At 51.2% G+C, this 18,330-nt stretch carries 18 protein-coding genes; 5 read left to right on the top strand and 13 right to left on the bottom strand.

Annotation, left to right across the window (positions count from 1 at the left end; all coding sequences use genetic code 11):
- Positions 1–147 precede the first annotated feature (147 nt).
- Entirely contained in the window at positions 148–1,233 is a 1,086-nt protein-coding gene (locus tag OGV85_RS21640) for a malate/lactate/ureidoglycolate dehydrogenase (protein WP_061548093.1), read from the top strand.
- A gap of 97 nt (positions 1,234–1,330) precedes the next feature.
- Here OGV85_RS21640 and ybiJ read toward each other — a convergent pair whose 3' ends face one another.
- The 5 genes from ybiJ to mcbA form a co-directional block, all read right to left on the bottom strand.
- On the bottom strand, positions 1,331–1,591 hold the full coding sequence (gene ybiJ, locus OGV85_RS21635) for a DUF1471 family protein YbiJ (protein ID WP_061548094.1): 261 nt from the start codon (positions 1,589–1,591) through the stop codon (positions 1,331–1,333).
- 303 nt (positions 1,592–1,894) lie between these two features.
- A complete protein-coding gene (locus OGV85_RS21630; protein ID WP_003035233.1) occupies positions 1,895–2,161 on the bottom strand; it encodes a DksA/TraR family C4-type zinc finger protein in 267 nt (88 codons plus the stop codon).
- A 78-nt stretch (positions 2,162–2,239) separates the two neighbouring features.
- Positions 2,240–2,917 (bottom strand): PKHD-type hydroxylase YbiX, encoded by a 678-nt coding sequence (gene ybiX, locus OGV85_RS21625; RefSeq protein WP_061548095.1) that lies wholly within the window; start codon positions 2,915–2,917, stop codon positions 2,240–2,242.
- A 43-nt stretch (positions 2,918–2,960) separates the two neighbouring features.
- A complete protein-coding gene (locus OGV85_RS21620) occupies positions 2,961–5,246 on the bottom strand; it encodes a catecholate siderophore receptor Fiu (protein ID WP_286554004.1) in 2,286 nt (761 codons plus the stop codon).
- 291 nt (positions 5,247–5,537) lie between these two features.
- On the bottom strand, positions 5,538–5,798 hold the full coding sequence (mcbA, locus tag OGV85_RS21615; RefSeq protein WP_003035239.1) for a DUF1471 family periplasmic protein McbA: 261 nt from the start codon (positions 5,796–5,798) through the stop codon (positions 5,538–5,540).
- A gap of 210 nt (positions 5,799–6,008) precedes the next feature.
- Between mcbA and rlmF the strand changes: the two genes are divergently transcribed.
- Complete coding sequence (gene rlmF / locus OGV85_RS21610) at positions 6,009–6,935, top strand: 23S rRNA (adenine(1618)-N(6))-methyltransferase RlmF (protein ID WP_003035241.1); 927 nt, start codon at positions 6,009–6,011, stop codon at positions 6,933–6,935.
- On the opposite strand, the gene ybiO is transcribed toward rlmF, so the two are convergent.
- From ybiO to rhtA, 6 genes are all read right to left on the bottom strand, one after another.
- Positions 6,932–9,169 carry a mechanosensitive channel protein gene (gene ybiO / locus OGV85_RS21605; RefSeq protein ID WP_032948900.1) on the bottom strand — a complete coding sequence of 746 codons (2,238 nt, stop codon included), beginning with the start codon at positions 9,167–9,169 and terminating at the stop codon, positions 6,932–6,934. The two genes, rlmF and ybiO, sit on opposite strands and share 4 nt — an antisense overlap.
- A gap of 118 nt (positions 9,170–9,287) precedes the next feature.
- Entirely contained in the window at positions 9,288–10,010 is a 723-nt protein-coding gene (gene glnQ / locus OGV85_RS21600) for a glutamine ABC transporter ATP-binding protein GlnQ (protein WP_003035246.1), read from the bottom strand.
- Positions 10,007–10,666, bottom strand: a complete 660-nt coding sequence (glnP, locus tag OGV85_RS21595; RefSeq protein ID WP_003035248.1) for a glutamine ABC transporter permease GlnP — start codon at positions 10,664–10,666, stop codon at positions 10,007–10,009. The genes glnQ and glnP overlap by 4 nt, the downstream gene beginning before the upstream one ends.
- Positions 10,667–10,803: 137 nt before the next feature.
- Complete coding sequence (gene glnH / locus OGV85_RS21590; RefSeq protein WP_003035251.1) at positions 10,804–11,550, bottom strand: glutamine ABC transporter substrate-binding protein GlnH; 747 nt, start codon at positions 11,548–11,550, stop codon at positions 10,804–10,806.
- 365 nt (positions 11,551–11,915) lie between these two features.
- Positions 11,916–12,419 (bottom strand): DNA starvation/stationary phase protection protein Dps, encoded by a 504-nt coding sequence (gene dps, locus OGV85_RS21585; protein WP_032936399.1) that lies wholly within the window; start codon positions 12,417–12,419, stop codon positions 11,916–11,918.
- Between the two features lie 300 nt (positions 12,420–12,719).
- Entirely contained in the window at positions 12,720–13,607 is an 888-nt protein-coding gene (gene rhtA / locus OGV85_RS21580; protein ID WP_003035255.1) for a threonine/homoserine exporter RhtA, read from the bottom strand.
- A 353-nt stretch (positions 13,608–13,960) separates the two neighbouring features.
- On the opposite strand from rhtA, the gene ompX reads away from it, so the two are divergent.
- Complete coding sequence (ompX, locus tag OGV85_RS21575; protein ID WP_003035257.1) at positions 13,961–14,476, top strand: outer membrane protein OmpX; 516 nt, start codon at positions 13,961–13,963, stop codon at positions 14,474–14,476.
- Positions 14,477–14,540: 64 nt separating this feature from the next.
- Here ompX and OGV85_RS21570 read toward each other — a convergent pair whose 3' ends face one another.
- Together OGV85_RS21570 and mntS are read right to left on the bottom strand one after the other, a co-directional pair.
- Positions 14,541–16,127, bottom strand: coding sequence for a phosphoethanolamine transferase (locus OGV85_RS21570; RefSeq protein WP_061548096.1), 1,587 nt, complete (start codon positions 16,125–16,127; stop codon positions 14,541–14,543).
- Between the two features lie 276 nt (positions 16,128–16,403).
- Positions 16,404–16,532: a manganase accumulation protein MntS gene (mntS, locus tag OGV85_RS21565; RefSeq protein WP_003836996.1), complete on the bottom strand. Its 129-nt coding sequence runs from the start codon at positions 16,530–16,532 to the stop codon at positions 16,404–16,406.
- 186 nt (positions 16,533–16,718) lie between these two features.
- Here mntS and mntR point away from each other — a divergent pair, with 186 nt between their 5' ends.
- Together mntR and OGV85_RS21555 are read left to right on the top strand one after the other, a co-directional pair.
- Positions 16,719–17,192 carry a manganese-binding transcriptional regulator MntR gene (mntR, locus tag OGV85_RS21560; RefSeq protein ID WP_003035264.1) on the top strand — a complete coding sequence of 158 codons (474 nt, stop codon included), beginning with the start codon at positions 16,719–16,721 and terminating at the stop codon, positions 17,190–17,192.
- Entirely contained in the window at positions 17,189–18,298 is a 1,110-nt protein-coding gene (locus OGV85_RS21555) for an anion transporter (protein ID WP_061548097.1), read from the top strand. Before mntR ends, OGV85_RS21555 begins: the two co-directional genes overlap by 4 nt.
- Positions 18,299–18,330 lie beyond the last annotated feature (32 nt).

Below are 18,330 nucleotides of genomic sequence, written 5' to 3'. Positions count from 1 at the left end.
GACGGGCCTTTTACCTGGTCTGTCGGTTTTCTCTTTTCGGCAACGTGAAATTTCTGCACGTTTATTGACCTCCTGAGCGCCGTGGCGCAGCATAGTTTGTTGAAAAATAAGAAACACAACAAACACGCGACACAACAGGAGATAACAATGAACAGTGGACATCGCTTCCATGTGCCAACGCTGCACGCCTTTATCCAGGCCGTTTTTCATCAGATGGGAAGCAATGATCAGGAGGCGCGGCTGGTGGCCGATCATCTGATAGCCTCTAACCTCGCCGGTCACGACTCCCACGGCATCGGTATGATCCCAAGCTATATTCGTTCATTCTCGCTGGGGCATCTACAAATCAACCGTCATGCCAAAGTGGTAAAAGATGCAGGGGCGGTGATTACGCTTGATGGCGATTGTGCCTTTGGTCAGGTGGCGGCTCACGAAGCCATCACGCTGGGGATTGAAAAAGCTCGCCATCACGGTATCGCCGCCGTGGCATTACATAATTCGCATCATATCGGACGTATTGGCTACTGGGCGGAGCAATGTGCGGCGGCAGGTTTTGTCTCAGTGCATTTTGTGAGCGTGGTCGGGATCCCGATGGTTGCACCGTTTCATGGCCGCGATAGTCGTTTTGGCACTAACCCCTTCTGCGTTGTTTTTCCGCGTAAAAATACCTTCCCGCTATTGCTGGACTATGCAACCAGCGCCATCGCGTTTGGCAAAACCCGTGTGGCATGGCATAAGGGCGAGCCGGTAGCTCCTGGATGTCTGATTGATGTGGAGGGGATGCCTACAACCGATCCTGCGGTAATGCAGGTTTCTCCGCTGGGATCGTTGCTAACCTTTGCCGAGCACAAGGGGTATGCGCTGGCGGCGATGTGCGAAATTATGGGGGGTGCGCTTTCAGGGGGTAAAACCACACATGAAGAGAGCCTGCAGACCAGCCCGGACGCCATCATCAACTGTATGACCACTATTATTATGAATCCGGAACTGTTCGGCGCGCCGGACTGCGACAACCAGGTCGCAGCATTTGCTGAGTGGGTGAAAGCGTCCCCGCATGCTGAAGATGTCCCGATCCTGTTGCCAGGTGAGTGGGAAGTGAATACTCGCGAGGAACGGCTGGAACACGGTATTCCGCTGGATGCCGGAAGCTGGCAGGCGATTTGCGAGGCGGCGCTGCAAATAGGCATGCCGGACACCGTGTTGCAGGAATTCCGTCAACGACTGGAACACTAAGCAAAAAAAAGCCCGTCCAGTGGCGGACGGGCAAACAAAGGGTAACAAACAGGGTCAATGAGGGTTGGAGCATTGGGTCGTACAGGTAATCTTTCGGTTATTTATAGATAACCGCGGTGCCGCTCATTTTGTCTTTACCGACAGCGGAAGTGATGCTGTAACCAGTTGCGCCAGCAACAGCCGCTTTCTCAGCCAGTTTGGCTTCCAGGCCATCCAGTGTGGTGGCGCCATCAGCAGAAACTACACCAATTTTATTCATGCTTTGTGCCTGAGTGGAGGAAACCGGCTCGGCAGCGAAAACGCCAAATGACAGGGTAGACAGGGCGATGGCAGCAACAGCAAATTTGATATTTTTCATGATTAATCTCTCGCAGGGTTGTTCTGTTAGTAGTCAGTGTTCTTTAAGAAGACGTTGTTCCGTCGATGTGATAAGTATCACGTTTTTTTTGGTGAGAGAAAATCGAATAGAATTGACGACATCAATCAAAAAAATTGAATGACAAATAACTTATTGAATATTAATAAATTCAGGCGAGGGATTTACAGTTCTTGTCATTGCGCTTTACAGAGAAACCAACAACGGCACATTTTGCCACACAGAGTGCGAAAAAGCGTGCTCGTAAAGGAAATCGTATGCGCTGAAACTTTTGGTAAAGATGAGTCAACGTAGCTGGCTGTCTTTCGAACCTCTGCGATTATATCCTGAAAATGCCGCGCTATGTGAATCTTTATCCTGTTGGCAAGTGATGCACAAGCGTACCCCTGGCACGGCCTCACGTCTGGCCTGAGGGATAGGATTGCCACATTCTTCGCATTCATACAGACTTTCCCCGGTCGGTAACTCACCGCGGGCGCGGGCAACAGCATCTTCAATAGTATTGTTGATCTGTTCGTTAACTGCGTCGTCATTTGCCCATCCGGATGCCATGTGCACCTCCTGCTGCTGATGTCTACAGACTAAGTATAGCGAAGGTGATGGCTGAAAAACGACCATGCGCCAGCAGTATCAGATTTCAGACCATTCGCGCAGCAGGTTATGGTAGAGATTGAGTAATGACAGGATTTCGTTGCTCTCCCCATGACGAGTCTTCAGGGATTGAATGTTTTTATCCAGTTCAAAAAGCATGGCGCGATTTTTGTCGTCACGGATCATCGACTGGATCCACATAAAGGATGCCACACGAACGCCATGGGTTACTGGCGTTACGCAGTGCAGGCTGCTGGAAGGGTAAAGCACCAGATCGCCTGCCGGAAGCTTCACCGCATGCTGGCCGTAGGTATCATTGACCAGCAGTTCTCCACCTTCATAATCATCCGGGTTACTCAGGAATAAGGTTGCGGAAAGGTCTGTGCGCATCCAGCCGTTTTCCGGATGGCTACGCACCGCACCGTCAACGTGAAAACCATAGGTCTCGTTGTCCTGGTAGCGATTAAACAGCGGTGTGGAGAGCGTTTTCGGTAGTGCTGCGGCGAAGAAAAGCGCGCTGTTATTTACCGCAGTCTGTACCGCCTGTTGTAAAACGCCGTAGCGTTCACTTTGCGTATTTACCTGCTGGTTGTTTTTAACCTGCGCCCCCTGAGCGCCGGTGGTTGCGCGGCCATCAACCCAGTCGGCTGCGTCCAGTTGCTCGTGAAACCAGGCTACATCCTGCGCCGACAGAACGCCGGGAATGTGGTACATCATCAGTGTTTCTCCTGAAAGTGGGGCTTTCGCCCCACGCGATGGATCAGAAATGCATATTGGCTGTGAGCAGGAAAGTTCTTGGCTCGCCTGGATGATAACGGTATCCACTCTTGTTTATGGAGGATACATAATCGGTGTCGAACAGGTTATAGACGTTTAGCTGGAAATCGAGATTGCGATTCACGCGATAGCCCAGTTTGGCGTCGGCGACCCAGTAACCTTCAGTGTAGGATGGCGTACCCACGGCGCCGTCCGAACCGCGATGCATACTGCCCACGTAGCGTGCGCCCGCGCCAACGGAAACATCGTCGGTTGCCTGATACTGGCTCCACAGCGTGAACGCATGTTCCGGCGTATAGGGCAGGGAAGAAGAACCATCCTGAGCAACGTTTTTGCCGCTGTGGATGGTGGCGCGTTGCTGGGTGTAACCCCCAATAACCTGCCATGCGGGGGTGATGTTGCCTGCTACCGAGAGCTCGTAGCCTTCAACGCGTTTCTCCCCGTACTGGGAATAGGTACCGTCGTCGTTCTGCTCAACTTCATTCTCAATATCCGTGCGGAAAATTGCGGCGGTTAACAGCAGGCGCTTATCCAGCACCTCCCATTTGGTGCCAATCTCGCTAGTTTTCGCTTTCTGCGGTTTGAAGTCGGTACGGTTTGCGCTGTTACCGCTTCCGCCCTGAGCAAGGGCAAAGTTGCTGCCGCCCGGCGGTTGCTGAGAAACGGCATAGTTAATGTAGACATTGCCGTTATCGGTCAGGTGATACAGCGCGCCCGCTTTCCAGTTCACCAGATTGCCTGATTTGGCAGTATCCACAGTGGTGACCGGGGAACCTTTGGTGACGCCTGTCGGACATGCCACTGCACCACGGCCAGAAGCGCCGCAAGCGGTGGCGCTGTCATATTCAGTGCGGTAATTGTCGAGGCGAATACCACCGTTCAGCTCAAACTCACGGGTAATTTGTAGCGTATCAAAAGCGTATACGCCAAAGGTATCGGTTTGCCCGTTAGCGTTGGCGCCGTTACGCGATAATCCGCCGATATTCACGTCGCTGTTGGGATGATAAATATTAACCGGCGGCGGGGTAATCGGGGCTACGCCATAGTTGGTTTGTGTTTCGCGCGTCAACTCCACGCCAGTGCTGATGTCGTGACCGATGGATCCCGTGTAAAACTTTGAGGTCAGGTTGGTCTGGTTGGTCAGGATTTTGTTACTGACATCTTTGGTATTTGCCTGGCGTGACCAGGTCCAGGTGTCGACGCTGCTGGTGGGTTGCGTAATATTAGACGCACCGCCCATCACCGCCGTCATCAGATAATCCTGTTTAATGCGCGACCAGCGGGTAGTGTTGCGAATCGTGGTGCTGTCGCTCAGGTCATGTTCAAAACGCATCGTCGCGGTATCGGTCGTCGAATCGTCGTAATCCGAGTTGGTGCCGTAGAAGTTATGCGTATCCACTTTTCCTGAATGATTCAGTGCAGACGTCCCTGCGGAAGGCGCGGAGTAACCCGGCAGGCCGATGGTGGGAATGCCTCCATCCGGTGTGTTGTGTTGAGTAACGTGCAGATAGTTCAGATACAGTCGGTTCTCGGTGCCTAAGCCAAAAGCAAGTGAGGGGGCCACGCCGTAACGTTCATTCTTCACGTTGTCGCGACCGGCATCATGTGTTTTTTCACCCATCAGGTTTAAGCGTGCGGCGGTGGTCTCGCCGATAACCTGGTTAATGTCCAGCGTACCACGGCGGAACCAGGCGCTACCGACGCTGGCCGACGCATCGATTCCTGAGTCGGTACGCGGCTGTTTGCTGATCATATTGATAGAGCCAGTCGGTGCGCTACGTCCATAGTCGGTACCGGAAGGACCTTTAATCACTTCGACCTGTTCGGTATTGAAGGTATCGCGCGTGACGCTGCCGATATCACGAACACCGTCGATATAAATACTGTTCGAAGTATCCGCGCCACGCATATAAACCGCATCACCGGTAGTGGAGTTGCCGTTTTCGCCAGCGAAAAACGCGCCAACGCCCGGTACGTTTTTCAGCGCATCGGTCAGATTTGTTGCGCCTTGATCCTTAATCACCTGCTCAGAAATCACCGTCATGGTGCGGGTGGTATCCGCCACCGGGCGGGAGAATTTAGGGTCGGCAGACTGTGTTGGGGCGTACAGCGAAGGTTTGGCCGCTTCAACGACCAACGTATCTTCTGGTTTTTTGTCCTGATCGCCTGCTGCGAAAGCCTGGGCTACCGGAGACAGGCCAATGCACAGACCGGCAAAAAAAGTCAGTGAATGAAAACTACTGGACGGCAAGTTGCGATTTTTATCCATTTTAATTAATGACTTATTATTTTTTGAGTAGACGGTTTCACTCACGCGAAGGGACATCTCTGTGGATGTTGTACCCTGCAGGTCTCGCGAAAATGAATGTGTAATTGATAATGATTTTAATAATCATTTCTAATCAGTGCGACGTTTTAGCATTCATTAATTCAAAAATAAATACATTTATTTACATTGGATTCAAAATGCCAACACATTGATTACAAATTGAGCCGAAAATGAAGTGAACAGCGCGCAGAAAACTGCATTCGGGCGAATGCAGTTGGGAGAAGGTGGGGGCTACTTATAGATAGTTGCGGTACCGTACATCTGGTTTTTACCGCCTGCAGAATTAACAACAAAGCCTTTTGCCCCTTGTTCTTTCGCTTTCTCTGCCAGCTTGTCCTCAAGGTCGCTCAGGTTAGAGGCGCCGGTAGCGGATACTGTGCCGGAAGCTTGTAGCTGACCGGTAGCTGGGCTGGTGTATGGCTGCGCAGCAAAGGAGGCAAATGTCATGCCGGTAAGTACGGTAGCGGCAAGTAATGTGAGGCATTTCTTCATGGTGATATCCTCTGAAAAACAACAGGTGTGCCTGATAAGTTTAGGTCGTCAGCGGATGACATTTACCGCAAAAAACTGGTGATGAACTGTCTGTTTTTCGAACAATCAGCAAAGCGTCAAACAGGCGTAAAAAATCAAATTTCCTTGTTGTGTGTGTTTACCACGTGGCGTTATGCGGGTATCTTACGCCGCTGTTAAAAGGAGAATGCTATGTCCGCCCAGAAACCGGGATTACACCCACGCAACCGCCACAATGGCCGTTATGATCTTGCGACTTTATGCCAGGTTACCCCAGAGCTGACGCAATTTCTCACCCTCACGCCCGGCGGGGAGCAGAGTGTTGATTTCGCCAATCCGCAGGCAGTAAAGGCGCTCAATAAAGCACTGCTGGCGCATTTTTATGCGGTGAAAAACTGGGATATTCCGGACGGTTTTCTGTGCCCGCCGGTTCCTGGTCGCGCTGACTACATTCACCATCTGGCCGACCTGTTGGGGGAAACCAGCGGAACCATTCCGGCAAATGCGAGCATCCTGGACATAGGCGTAGGGGCAAACTGTATTTATCCGCTGATCGGCGTGCATGAATACGGCTGGCGATTCACGGGCAGTGAGAGCAGTAGCGAAGCGTTTAACAGCGCTCAGGCGATCATAAACGGCAATCCGGGGTTAACCCGTGCTATTCGTCTGCGTCGTCAGAAAGATGCTTCGGCAATCTTCAACGGTATCATTCACAAAAATGAGCAGTATGAAGCCACATTGTGTAACCCGCCATTCCATGATTCTGCGGCCTCAGCCCGTGCAGGAAGCGAGCGTAAACGTCGTAATCTGGGGCAAGATAAAGATGATGCGCTGAACTTTGGCGGACAACAGCAGGAGCTGTGGTGTGAAGGCGGCGAAGTAGCGTTCATCAAAAAAATGATCGTCGAAAGCCAGGCTTTTGGGCGTCAGGTTATGTGGTTTACCACGCTGGTTTCGCGCGGCGAGAACTTACCTCCGCTGTACCACGCATTAACGGATGCGGGCGCGGTGAAAGTGGTCAAGAAAGAGATGGCCCAGGGGCAAAAGCAGAGTCGCTTTATTGCCTGGACCTTTATGGATAACGATCAGCGTCGTCGTTTTATGGCGCGTAAACGCTAAAGCGTTGGCTCGGTTGGCGGCAGCGGTTCGCTTGCCGCAGACGTTGGGCCATTCCCTGGTGCAGGCAACACTTGATAGGTCTGTACCGGGGCGCGTATGTTGGCCAGATCGAAGTATTTCTTCACCTGGCTGTCGAGCGCAAAACGTACCGTCCACTGCTTCAGCGGCAAGGTGGTAAACGAGACCCGTAGTGTGAATGCCGTATTGGTTAATCCTACAATCCCGGCAAACGACGGCTCGCCGATAATCAGCCCGCGAATATCATCTTTTTCCATCACCGCAGCAACCGCATCTTTCAACGCCTGATTCGCTTTATCCGCATCCTCATGGCGGTCTACGTCGTAATTGGCGACGACCGATCCAATTCCCCGCACAAAGTTGGCGAAGGTCGTTATCGATGACCAGGGAATAATATGGTATGCCCCGGTGTCCTGACGCACGCCCACAGAACGGATGGACATCCGTTCAACCGTACCGGTGAGTGGGCCAATGGTCACCAGGTCGCCGGTGTTCATGCCATTTTCAAACTGAATAAAAATCCCGGTAATAATATCTTTTACCAGCGTTTGCGAGCCGAAAGAGATAGCCAGCCCCAGCGCCCCGGCCCCGGCCAGTAAGGGGGCGATATTGACGCCGATTTCCGACAACACAATCATGATGGTGATCGTGCTGATGATCACCGCCAGTGCGTTACGAAACAGTGTCAGTAGGGTGCGGGTACGCGCGCTGGGTAGCGGACGACCGTGGATATCGGAAGCCAGACGATTTTCAATCAGGCTGGCGAGAATCGTCCAGCCGATGGCGGAGAAGAATAAAATCAGCGCGATACGGATCAGGATATCCACTGTTTTTTCTCCTGCGCCGTAATGCAGCCAGTTCCAGAAGTCGAACAGTCCCCAGGCATTCAGTAGCAGCATCACCGCAACGCACACTGTCAGGATCCTGGCTACGCTTAACGCCGTCGACAGCCAGCCATTCAGCCGCTTTTGTAGTTCCGGATAGCTGCGCTGAGTGTGTGGCGAAAGGGTAATAGTTTTGGCAATCCAGCGGGAAAACATGCCGGAAACAAAGGCGGCAATTCCAATGATTACCAGGCTGCGCAGCGTAGCGCCCATCATGAATTTCAGGCTGTTGCCCGGATCAAACAGCGAAAAGAAAAACAGCACAATGAAATAGGCGCTGGCCAGCCAATGCCATACCAACGCAAAAGCACGAATAAACAGACTGAAAAAAGCGAGGGATCTTTCCGCCAGATTCAGCAAATGCTGCGTTATCTCTTTCTTGTTTCTGAAAATCAGGTACAGCGCCCATAGCGTGATACACAACATGATGATGACGTTGGCCATCGCGCCGACCTGCACATTGACCTGATTCGAAATAATGGGCACGGCAACGATAAGCCCATAGCCAATCAGGCTGCTCAATGAACTCAAACGGCGATTCCAGTAGCGTGCGCCAGCATCCTGAATGTTAAACGGGCGCAGCTCGGCCACCGTTGGGCAAAATATCAGGCGCAAAATGGCCTTGAAGAATTCAATCAGGGCGAAGGCATTGAGAAACAGGCTTTGCTGAAAGGCGATCGTGCGACTGCCAGCGTTCATTTTGTCGCTCAGTATCTGCCCGACAAATAATGTCAGCGCCAGCAGAAGCAAATCAATAATGAATGCGCCAACGATCATCGCCGGAAGCTGAAGCCAGTTGCTGCGTTCGCGGTTTTTCCGCCGCGCCCATTGTCCCATTTTGCGATACAACGGTAGCGCGCACAGGCGAACCAGCCAGAAAAAACCGAACACTGACACCGCCAGCATTAAAAAATGCGTCAGAGCATTGGTGAACGTTTGCGGATTAAAGGTCTTATGCGGGGCATCGGTAATATTGCGATAAAGCTGGGCAAAGCGGCTGGAGAGCGCCTCACCGTAGTGGCGGGTGACGTCCGTGACGTTTTCCAGTACCGTTTTTTCTTCCGTTAACGTGGGCGGGACAATGGTCGGCACCGGCTCGGCAGGAGGGGCAGTGGCCACTTTGCGTAACTGACCGATCAGCTCCTTCCGCGAGGCGTCATTTTCCAACACATCGGCCAGTGCACCGTAAGCCGCTTTTTTCTGTTCAATATCCGGCTCTTTCGCCGCTGTGGTTTGCGCGTTGGTTGATGTTGGCGTGGTGACGCCAGGAATTGTCACCGCCTGGGTCGGAAGACTCAACAGACAAACAATGATGAACAGGATCCCGCGCATGACTCCTCCCATGAGAAAATAAATACAAAAGGATAAGTATAGATGTCAGGGCGGGAGAGAATTGAAATGAGAGGATTCTGGTGAAAAACCTCCCTTCGGGCGAAGGGAGGCAGAGCTATCAGGAAACGTGCTGCAAGAATTCCTGTAAGCGTTGGCTGGGCGGATTTTCAATCAGGGCCTGCGGATTACCGTCTTCGGCAATACGACCCTTATCAATGAAAATCAGGCGTGAAGCCACTTTTTCGGCAAAACCGATTTCGTGGGTCACAATCACCATGGTCATCCCTTCTTCCGCCAGATCCTGCATAACTTTCAGAACTTCGTGGCGCAGTTCTGGATCCAGCGCTGAGGTTGGCTCATCAAACAGCATCATTTTCGGCTTCACCGCCAGCGCACGGGCGATAGCCACACGCTGTTGTTGACCGCCGGACAGCTCAGAAGGGTAGTGATGGGCGCGCTCGGCCAGACCCACTTTCGCCAGCAGTTCTTTCGCCAGTTTCTCGGCCTGTTCTTTATTCGCCCCGCGTACGCGCTGCGGCCCGAACATGACGTTTTCCAGCGCCGTCAGATGCGGGAACAGATAGAACTGCTGAAACACCATCCCGGCTTCCTGGCGGATTAACCGTTCGTCTACCTTCGGATCGTTCACTTTCAGACCGTCGACGATCAGATCGCCAGAGGTTATCTCTTCCAGTTTGTTAATGCAGCGTAGCAGGGTAGATTTACCGGATCCTGACGGCCCGATAATCACCACTACTTCACCCTGTTGAATGTTCAGGTCAATATTGTGCAGCACCTGGGTTGGACCAAAGTGCTTAGAAACGTTTTTAAATTCAATCACAGGATTTTCATCCTTCTTTCCAGACGACGCAGAATGAAGCTCAGCACCAGCGTAATGATCAGATAGAACACCGCAACGGCGCTCCAGATTTCCAGTGCGCGGAAGTTACCGGCAATGATTTCCTGGCCCTGACGGGTCAGTTCAGCGACGCCAATGACAATAAACAGCGAGGTATCTTTAATACTGATGATCCACTGGTTGCCCAGCGGCGGCAGCATACGACGCAGCGCGAGAGGCAAAATAACGTGGCGAATAGTCTCTGTGCGTGAAAGCCCAAGGGCCAGTCCGGCTTCGCTGAATCCTTTATGGATTGAGAGCACCGCACCGCGGGTGATTTCCGCAATATAGGCACCGGAGTTGATCATGATGGTGACAACGGCGGCGCTAAAGGGGTCAATGCGTAAATCGTTAAATGCCATTGGTAGAGCGAAGTAAATAAACATTACCTGCACAACGATTGGCGTACCGCGAATGACTTCGATAAACACCAGCGCTACGTGGTTGGCGATCCAACCGCCGAAAGTGCGCGCAAACCCTGCTGCAAGTCCGATTATCAGACCGCCAGCCAGACCGAGGACCGAGATCCACAGGGTCATTTTGGCGCCTTCAATCAAAAGCGGGATGGCGGGCCAGATGGCACTCCAGTCAAACTGCATATGTCGTTCCTGTTACCGTGGTGTAAATATTCAAATGCCCGTTTTGCCGGATGTGCTGTGCTTATCCGGCTTACAGGTCTCAAAAATCCAGGCGTAGGCCCGGTAAGCATCACGCCACCGGGCAACGCTACCGGTTATTATTTAGGTTCAGTACCGAACCATTTTTTGTAGATTTCGTTGTAAGTACCGTTCTCTTTCAGCGTTTTCAGCGCGCCGTTCACTTTCTCACGCAGGTCGTCGCTGCCTTTCGGGAAGGCGATGCCGTACTGCTGGGCTTCCAGTGATTCGCCTACAGCTTTGAACTGACCATTGCCAGCTGTTTTGATGAAGTAAAGAATGTTTGGTGTGTCGTGCAGCACGGCGTCTGCGCGGTTGGTGCCCAGTTCCATATACGCGTTATCGATGTTCGGGAACTGACGCAGGTCTTTAGTTTTGATATTCGCTTTTGCGTAATCAACGGAACCGGTGCCGCTCTTCACTGCGACAACTTTACCATCCAGATCTTTCACGCTTTTCACGTCGTTGTTATTCGCTTTCACCATCACTAACAGACCGCTTTTGTAGTAGCCGTCAGAGAAGTCGATCGCTTTTTTACGCTCATCGGTGATGGTGATACCCGCCAGTGCCAGGTCGATATTTTTGGTTTGCAGAGCCGGGATGATGCCGCTGAAATCCATTGGTTTCAGTTCATAATCCAGCTTCAGTTCTTTGGCGACAGCAGCCCACAGATCCACATCAAATCCAACGTATTTGTCACCCTGTTTGAATTCGAACGGTACAAACGCGGTGTCAGTTGCGACAACCAGTTTCTTATCTGCGGCATGGGAGGACACCGCAAAAGCCAGGGTAAGTGCAGCCAGTGAAACTTTTAATACAGACTTCATAGGATTTCCTTTTATATCCACGGGGCGATCCCCTGCGAGAACATATGGCTTAATGAAAGAATCGTGCCAATTTTGCAACTCATTGTTTTAACAAGAGGGTGTTTCGTTTCTCTGCACAATAAGTAGGGCAAAGCGAGTAATCTGCACTGTTTTGGGGCACTCATTTGGTGCGAACCAGGCACGGTGCAAACGGTATGACTATTTAGCGTAAAAATTGTTGATAAAACAATCTTTCGTTAACGATTGTGTGAGGTGATTATTACAAATAATTTACTTTGGAGTGACGAATGATCAATGTTATGCACCATAGATGTGCAAAACCCCCGCCGGAGCGAGGGTTATATAGGTAATTCTTATGTCTGCGGTTACTCAATGTTGGCTTCGATAAACCACAGGAATTTGTCGAGATCGCGAGAGGCTGCGGTAAAGATATCCGCGGTATCTTCGTCTTTTGCTTCGCTAATAGCCTTACGTACGCTGTTTGCAACTACGGCATAACGTTCGGCCAGCTCTTTTAAGTGGTCCTGTACGTTATGGATATCCAGCGGGTAACTTTTCAGAGGCGTTTTGCTATTAATAACCTGAGTTGTGCCCAGTGCCACACCGCCCAACTGTACGGCGCGTTCAGCCATCGTGTCGAGGTGATCGGTCAGGGCTGTACGGAAGCCATCCAGCATTTCATGTACCGCAATGAAGTTTGCGCCGCGCATGTTCCAGTGAGCCTGTTTGGTGATCAATGACAGGTCAATGAACTGGATTACTTGCTGATTCAGCAGTTCTACGGTCGCTTTCTTTTCGCTATCAGACACATCGTTGCGGGTATAAAGGAGGGCGGATGCTTTTGTTTTTACCAGTTTCGCGGTACTCATATTTTCATATCCTCTTGATATTTATGTCCCAACTCTTCAACGGAATTAAGTATAGCGCTAAATTTGGATTTTTTTTCCGGTGTTGCCTATTACTTTAATAGCGAAGAAGGGGTAAATATAAAATATCTAATAAAATCAATTGGTTGAATTATGTGTTCTTGCGGGATGTTATTTTTATGTTAATTTTGAGATTAAATGAAATATGCGGATGAGAAAATTATATTTTTTAGAATTATTATCACGCAGATTTACAATTGGATATTCTGCATGATTATGCAAACCATGCAGAATATTACGTGGTTAATTCACGTCGACTTGTTTTATTTGTGGCTCTTTACGAATAGTGAGCGTAGAGCCCATTGATGCGACGATAATGGCACCCAGAGCGAGTGTCTGGATAAGCGTCAGCGTTTCACCGAGGAAGATCATTCCGGAAACCGCTGCCAGGGCAGGTTCCATACTCATCAATGTACCGAAAGTACGCGTCGGCAGGCGCGTCAATGCAATCATCTCCAGTGAATAGGGAAGTGCAGTAGAGAGGACTGCAATGGCCAGGCCTAACGGCAGAATGGACCAATGCCACAGGGCATCACCAGCCTGGATCGCGCCGATTGGCACAAATACCAGTGCTGCAATTAATGACCCTACTGCGACGGTTGCCGGACCGTGTTCCGCCCCGGCTCGCTGCCCGGTAAGAATATAGATGGCCCAGCAGGCACCAGCCCCCAGCGCTAGCGCAGCACCGGTTAAATCGACGTGAGAAACGTCCTGACCTAATGGCAGCAGAAACCACAGTCCGAGTACAGCCAGTGCAACCCAAATGAAATCCACCGGGCGCCGGGATGAAAACAGCGCTACCGCCAGCGGGCCGGTAAATTCCAGCGCCACGGCAATTCCCAGTGGCACGGTCTGGATTGACAGATAGAAGAGATAGTTCATCCCGCCCAGAGACAGGCCATAAAACAGAAGGGGCAGGCGCTGTTCTTTGGCGAATCGCAAACGCCAGGGTTTAAAGAAGGCGATAAGGATGAGGGTGCCCAACGCAAGGCGCAACGCGGTAACGCCCGGCGCGCCGACGAGCGGGAACAGCGATTTCGCCAGAGATGCTCCGCTTTGAATGGAGGACATAGCAATTAGCAAAACCAAAATAGGCAACCAGACTGGCGCTTTACGTGACGACCCCGGCATCCTTTCTCCTGTCAAATTATGTCAATAGAAGTAAAACAGCGAGTGTAATGGAAATACACACATGCGGTTGAGTATTCGTTGAAAAAAAAATTGCTCAGTTCCGTACAATGGCATGAAAATGATGGATTAATAATCTGCGTGATTAGGAATAATCTGGATGAATGTGCCATATTGTGCGCGCAATAATGGCATTTTACGTTAGAAAAGTGATGTTAATTGAAAGAGATAGCGGATTTCTGAAATGTTCTGTTACATGAAAGACCCCGTTAGACATCGCTAATCGCAAAGAGTTTCCCATCAATTTTTGGTATATTTAAAACTTAAGATTTACTTGAAGCACATTTGAGGTGGTTATGAAAAAAATTGCATGTCTTTCAGCACTGGCCGCTGTTCTGGCTTTCTCCGCAGGTACTGCTGTAGCTGCTACTTCTACCGTTACCGGTGGTTACGCTCAGAGCGATGCTCAGGGCGCAGCGAACAAAATGAACGGTTTCAACCTGAAGTATCGCTACGAGCAGGACAACAACCCGCTGGGTGTTATCGGTTCCTTCACTTACACTGAAAAAGATCGTACCGATGCTTCTGGCGACTACAACAAAACCCAGTACTACGGCATCACTGCTGGTCCGGCTTACCGTCTGAACGACTGGGCAAGCATCTACGGTGTAGTGGGTGTTGGTTACGGTAAATTCCAGAACGCAGCATCCCCGGCTGACAACCACACCACCAGCGACTACGGTTTCTCTTACGGTGCTGGTCTGCAGTTCAACCCGATCGAAAACGTTGCTCTGGACTTCTCCTACGAGCAGAGCCGTATTCGTAGCGTTGACGTTGGCACCTGGATCGCTGGCGTGGGTTACCGCTTCTAATCACTTCGGTGATATGAAAAATCCGCCTCTCGGGGCGGATTTTTTTTGCCTGCAATATGAGCTGTTAACGAGATTTGGTCTCGAAGATGTCGGTACCAAGGTGGTTGTAGTCCACCTTCTGCAGCTTAAAGTTGGTGATGTACACAGGCCCGGCTTTTTTCTCTGAGATAAAGCGGTAGCTGTTGGTTATTTCTTTTGCGCTAATCCCTGTCCACTGCGAGAAAAAGCTGAGGAAATCATTGGCGGATCGACGGGCCTTAATCACCCGATGCGCTTTATCATCGCTCGACAGCACCATGAAAGGTACCTGGAAATTTTGCTGGAACTGATCATCATGCGCCAGGTACTGCACCTCTTTTCCCCGTTCTTTAAACGCGAGGCCATGATCGGAGAAATAGACCATCGAGAAGCTGCTACCGCTATTACGTAACTGATCGTATAGCTGGCGCAGTAGGTCATCCGTTTGCGTCATGGTGTACAGGTAGCAAGACGTCTCTTTTGACTGGACGAAAGTCTCGTACTTACCCTGCGTACGGTCGCAGGCCTGCGGATGTGAGCCCATTAAATGCAGTACAATAAGCTGCGGCTGAGTGCGCTCGGTTGCCAGCACCTGAGCGGTCATCTTCAACAGCGCTTCGTCACGGGTATTTTTATCCGCTTCGAAGTCACCGTTCTTGAGGAACTGAACTTCATCAGCGCGTTTTGCAATGCTGGCGATGGCCGTGTCGTATTCACCAATTTGTCCCTGATTGGAAAACCACCATGTCTGGAAACCTGCTCGGTTGGCCAGGGTGACAAAGTTATCCTGGAACTGGGGCTTATTGTCGACCACCCGATTCAGCGTCAGGCCGAGTGATTTTTGCGTTGAACCGCTGGCAGCAATGTAATCCGCAAAGATGTAGCCGTTAACGGAGCTGGCAAACGGGGTGTTATCCCAGTGGCCGCCAAACGCGCCTAACGCATCGCGGCGGGCGCTTTCGCCGATCACCACGACGTAGGTGTGATACTTCGGCTTCACGGCGGTTACGGTCCAACTGTCTTTCACGCTCGACAGCTTCGCCATACGCTCTTGTTCGTCGAGCACTTCGTTGTTATTGACGATCACGTCCTTGGCAAACCGGAAAACCGGATAGCCAGTGTCTTTCAGCTTGAACACGCCGCCCCAGGCCAGGTTTTGTACCGGGGTAACAAAGAATGCGACAACGCTGAACAGCAAACAAACGCTGTCGAACTTGTTCCAGCCACGCTTTTGTTCATCTTTTTTACGACGTACGGCGATAACGCCGAGGGCGAAAATAAATACCCCAACCAGATAACTGTACCAGGGGAAGATGGTCAGGATTTCGGTGGACTCTTCCATATTGGTTGAGTGCAGCGCCAGCAAGGTATTGAAGTTCGGTGAGCCGTAAGCCTGGCCGAACGGAAAGTACATTGCCGCAATCAGCGAGCAAAGGCCAATCAGCACTTTCTGCGCGCGCGGCGCGCTGCGCCACAGCAGCATCAATATACAGGTGAAAGCAACGCTATAGAGCAGGCTAAGCGGATAGCCCAGCGCAATGTTGATCAGCAGAGACTGTAAGAAATAGAGGCCAGTCCACGGACTAATCGCCCGGCTACGAGCAATGATTGAATCTTTGAGGGTTAAATTCATATGCCACTGTTACAAAAACGCCATGTGCTTACCCTGGCGCTAAGGGTCATTGCCTGCCTGAGAGAGCGAGAAGAGGGATAGGGTCCGCATCCGCGAGCCGCAATATACGCAGGGCTGCGAAAAGATAGAGTGTGCGCAAGAGAAGGTCAACTACTACAAAGAAATTGTTTTGCGAGGGACGTGGCAAAACTGACAAAAAGAAGGGTTATTGGGACGAAAACCACCACCGTACCCGGATGACGGCAGGAAAAAGAAGCGGCGTACCGCAACGCCGCATTAATTTTCTGAAGGTTTATCCTTCTCAGGTTTGCTGTTAATCATGTCACACAGCATAGAGATCAGCATCAACCGTACTTTAAAGGGAGAGTGGCTAAACACGCGTATACACCTCTTAAATTCATTCATGTAAACCTCCTGACTTCACGATCCCATCAGTCCTTGAGGGATGTCTTTATTATATACAGATATAGCACAGGCTATATTATATAGCTATTGCTAAAACGTTAATTTTTTGTGCCCGCGCAACTCTGGTTTACAATGAGTGCTCTCTAATCAGATGCCGTTAACGCGTCACAGTAACGAGGAAGCAGAATGAGTCGTCGCGCAGGTACGCCAACAACAAAAAAAGTGACGCAATTGGTGAATGTCGAAGAACACGTTGAAGGGTTTCGTCAGGTTCGGGAGGCGCATCGCCGTGAGCTGATTGATGACTACGTAGAGCTGATTTCCGATCTCATTATTGAGGTAGGTGAAGCGCGCCAGGTGGATATGGCCGCACGGCTTGGGGTTTCCCAGCCGACGGTTGCTAAAATGCTTAAGCGTCTTGCTTCAGTCGGATTGATTGAAATGATCCCCTGGCGAGGCGTGTTTTTAACCGCAGAAGGTGAACGACTGGCTCAGGAAAGTCGGGAGCGTCATCAGATTGTGGAGAATTTCCTGTTGATGTTAGGTATCAGTCCGGAAATTGCCCGTCGCGACGCGGAGGGGATGGAGCATCACGTCAGTAAGGAAACGCTGGAGGCTTTTAGCCGGTTTACGCAACAGCAAGGAACAGGCTCTGAATGAGTTTTCCTTTATTACGCGCCTTACAGCGCGATCGTTTTTTCCAGCTGTTAATCATCGTTGGGGTTGTACTGAGCCTGTTCACGCCATTTACCCCCCGGTCGTGGCCGGGAGCGATTGACTGGCACACAATTATCACGCTTAGTGGCCTGATGTTACTGACCAAAGGCGTGGAGCTAAGTGGTTACTTCGATGTGTTAGGGCGCAAGATGACCCGCCGTTTCAAAACAGAGCGCCAGCTGGCGATATTTATGGTGCTGGCGGCGGCGTTGTTGTCGACGTTTCTGACCAACGATGTTGCGCTGTTTATTGTTGTTCCGCTGACCATCACTCTGAAAAAATTGTGCGCTATTCCGGTGAATCGCCTGATTATCTTTGAGGCGCTGGCGGTTAACGCCGGATCGTTGCTAACGCCAATAGGCAATCCACAAAACATTCTGATGTGGGGACGCTCAGGCTTATCGTTTACCGCGTTTACCTGGCAAATGGCGCCGCTTGCGGGGGCCATGATGCTGACGCTGGTGGTGCTGTGCTGGTTCAGTTTCCCGAATAAAGCATTGCATTATCACACCGGTACGCGCGCACCTGACTGGCTACCGCGTCTGGTGTGGGGCTGTCTGGTGTTGTACATCATCTTCCTTGTAGCACTGGAGTTAAAACAAGAGCTGTGGGGTCTGGCGATTGTGGCGGCGGGGTTCATGGTGCTGGCTCGCCGCGTGATCCTCTGCGTAGACTGGACGCTGCTGTTGGTGTTTATGGCGATGTTCATTGATGTGCACTTGCTGACGCAGCTTCCGGCCCTGCAGGGGATAACCCACCAGATTGGCGCGCTTTCAGCGCCGGGGCTTTGGCTGACCGCCATTGGCCTGTCGCAGTTTATCAGTAATGTGCCCAGTACGATTTTGCTGCTGAACTACGTCCCGCCAACGCTGCTTCTGGCCTGGGCGGTCAATGTGGGCGGCTTTGGGCTGTTGCCGGGATCGCTGGCGAATCTCATTGCGTTACGGATGGCGAACGACCGTCGGATCTGGTGGCGTTTTCATTGGTATTCGGTACCGATGCTGATATGGGCGGCGCTGGTGGGTTATGGTTTGTTGCTGATGATGTAATTGATGTGGTGTGCCGGATGGCGGCTGGCGCC

Source organism: Citrobacter sp. Cf132 (assembly GCF_030333885.1).
In the GTDB taxonomy this organism is placed as follows: domain Bacteria; phylum Pseudomonadota; class Gammaproteobacteria; order Enterobacterales; family Enterobacteriaceae; genus Citrobacter; species Citrobacter freundii.
Note: the sequence above shows the minus strand (reverse complement) of the source record. Positions and strands in the feature narration are given on the sequence as shown.

Excerpts from the sequence above, each read along its gene's own strand:
- OGV85_RS21640 (WP_061548093.1), top strand. The coding sequence starts at position 148 with ATGAACAGTGGACATCGCTTCCATGTGCCAACGCTGCACGCCTTTATC.
- ybiJ (WP_061548094.1), bottom strand. The coding sequence starts at position 1,591 with ATGAAAAATATCAAATTTGCTGTTGCTGCCATCGCCCTGTCTACCCTG.
- OGV85_RS21630 (WP_003035233.1), bottom strand. The coding sequence starts at position 2,161 with ATGGCATCCGGATGGGCAAATGACGACGCAGTTAACGAACAGATCAAC.
- ybiX (WP_061548095.1), bottom strand. The coding sequence starts at position 2,917 with ATGATGTACCACATTCCCGGCGTTCTGTCGGCGCAGGATGTAGCCTGG.
- OGV85_RS21620 (WP_286554004.1), bottom strand. The coding sequence starts at position 5,246 with ATGGATAAAAATCGCAACTTGCCGTCCAGTAGTTTTCATTCACTGACT.
- mcbA (WP_003035239.1), bottom strand. The coding sequence starts at position 5,798 with ATGAAGAAATGCCTCACATTACTTGCCGCTACCGTACTTACCGGCATG.
- rlmF (WP_003035241.1), top strand. The coding sequence starts at position 6,009 with ATGTCCGCCCAGAAACCGGGATTACACCCACGCAACCGCCACAATGGC.
- ybiO (WP_032948900.1), bottom strand. The coding sequence starts at position 9,169 with ATGCGCGGGATCCTGTTCATCATTGTTTGTCTGTTGAGTCTTCCGACC.
- glnP (WP_003035248.1), bottom strand. The coding sequence starts at position 10,666 with ATGCAGTTTGACTGGAGTGCCATCTGGCCCGCCATCCCGCTTTTGATT.
- glnH (WP_003035251.1), bottom strand. The coding sequence starts at position 11,550 with ATGAAGTCTGTATTAAAAGTTTCACTGGCTGCACTTACCCTGGCTTTT.
- dps (WP_032936399.1), bottom strand. The coding sequence starts at position 12,419 with ATGAGTACCGCGAAACTGGTAAAAACAAAAGCATCCGCCCTCCTTTAT.
- rhtA (WP_003035255.1), bottom strand. The coding sequence starts at position 13,607 with ATGCCGGGGTCGTCACGTAAAGCGCCAGTCTGGTTGCCTATTTTGGTT.
- ompX (WP_003035257.1), top strand. The coding sequence starts at position 13,961 with ATGAAAAAAATTGCATGTCTTTCAGCACTGGCCGCTGTTCTGGCTTTC.
- OGV85_RS21570 (WP_061548096.1), bottom strand. The coding sequence starts at position 16,127 with ATGAATTTAACCCTCAAAGATTCAATCATTGCTCGTAGCCGGGCGATT.
- mntS (WP_003836996.1), bottom strand. The coding sequence starts at position 16,532 with ATGAATGAATTTAAGAGGTGTATACGCGTGTTTAGCCACTCTCCCTTT.
- mntR (WP_003035264.1), top strand. The coding sequence starts at position 16,719 with ATGAGTCGTCGCGCAGGTACGCCAACAACAAAAAAAGTGACGCAATTG.
- OGV85_RS21555 (WP_061548097.1), top strand. The coding sequence starts at position 17,189 with ATGAGTTTTCCTTTATTACGCGCCTTACAGCGCGATCGTTTTTTCCAG.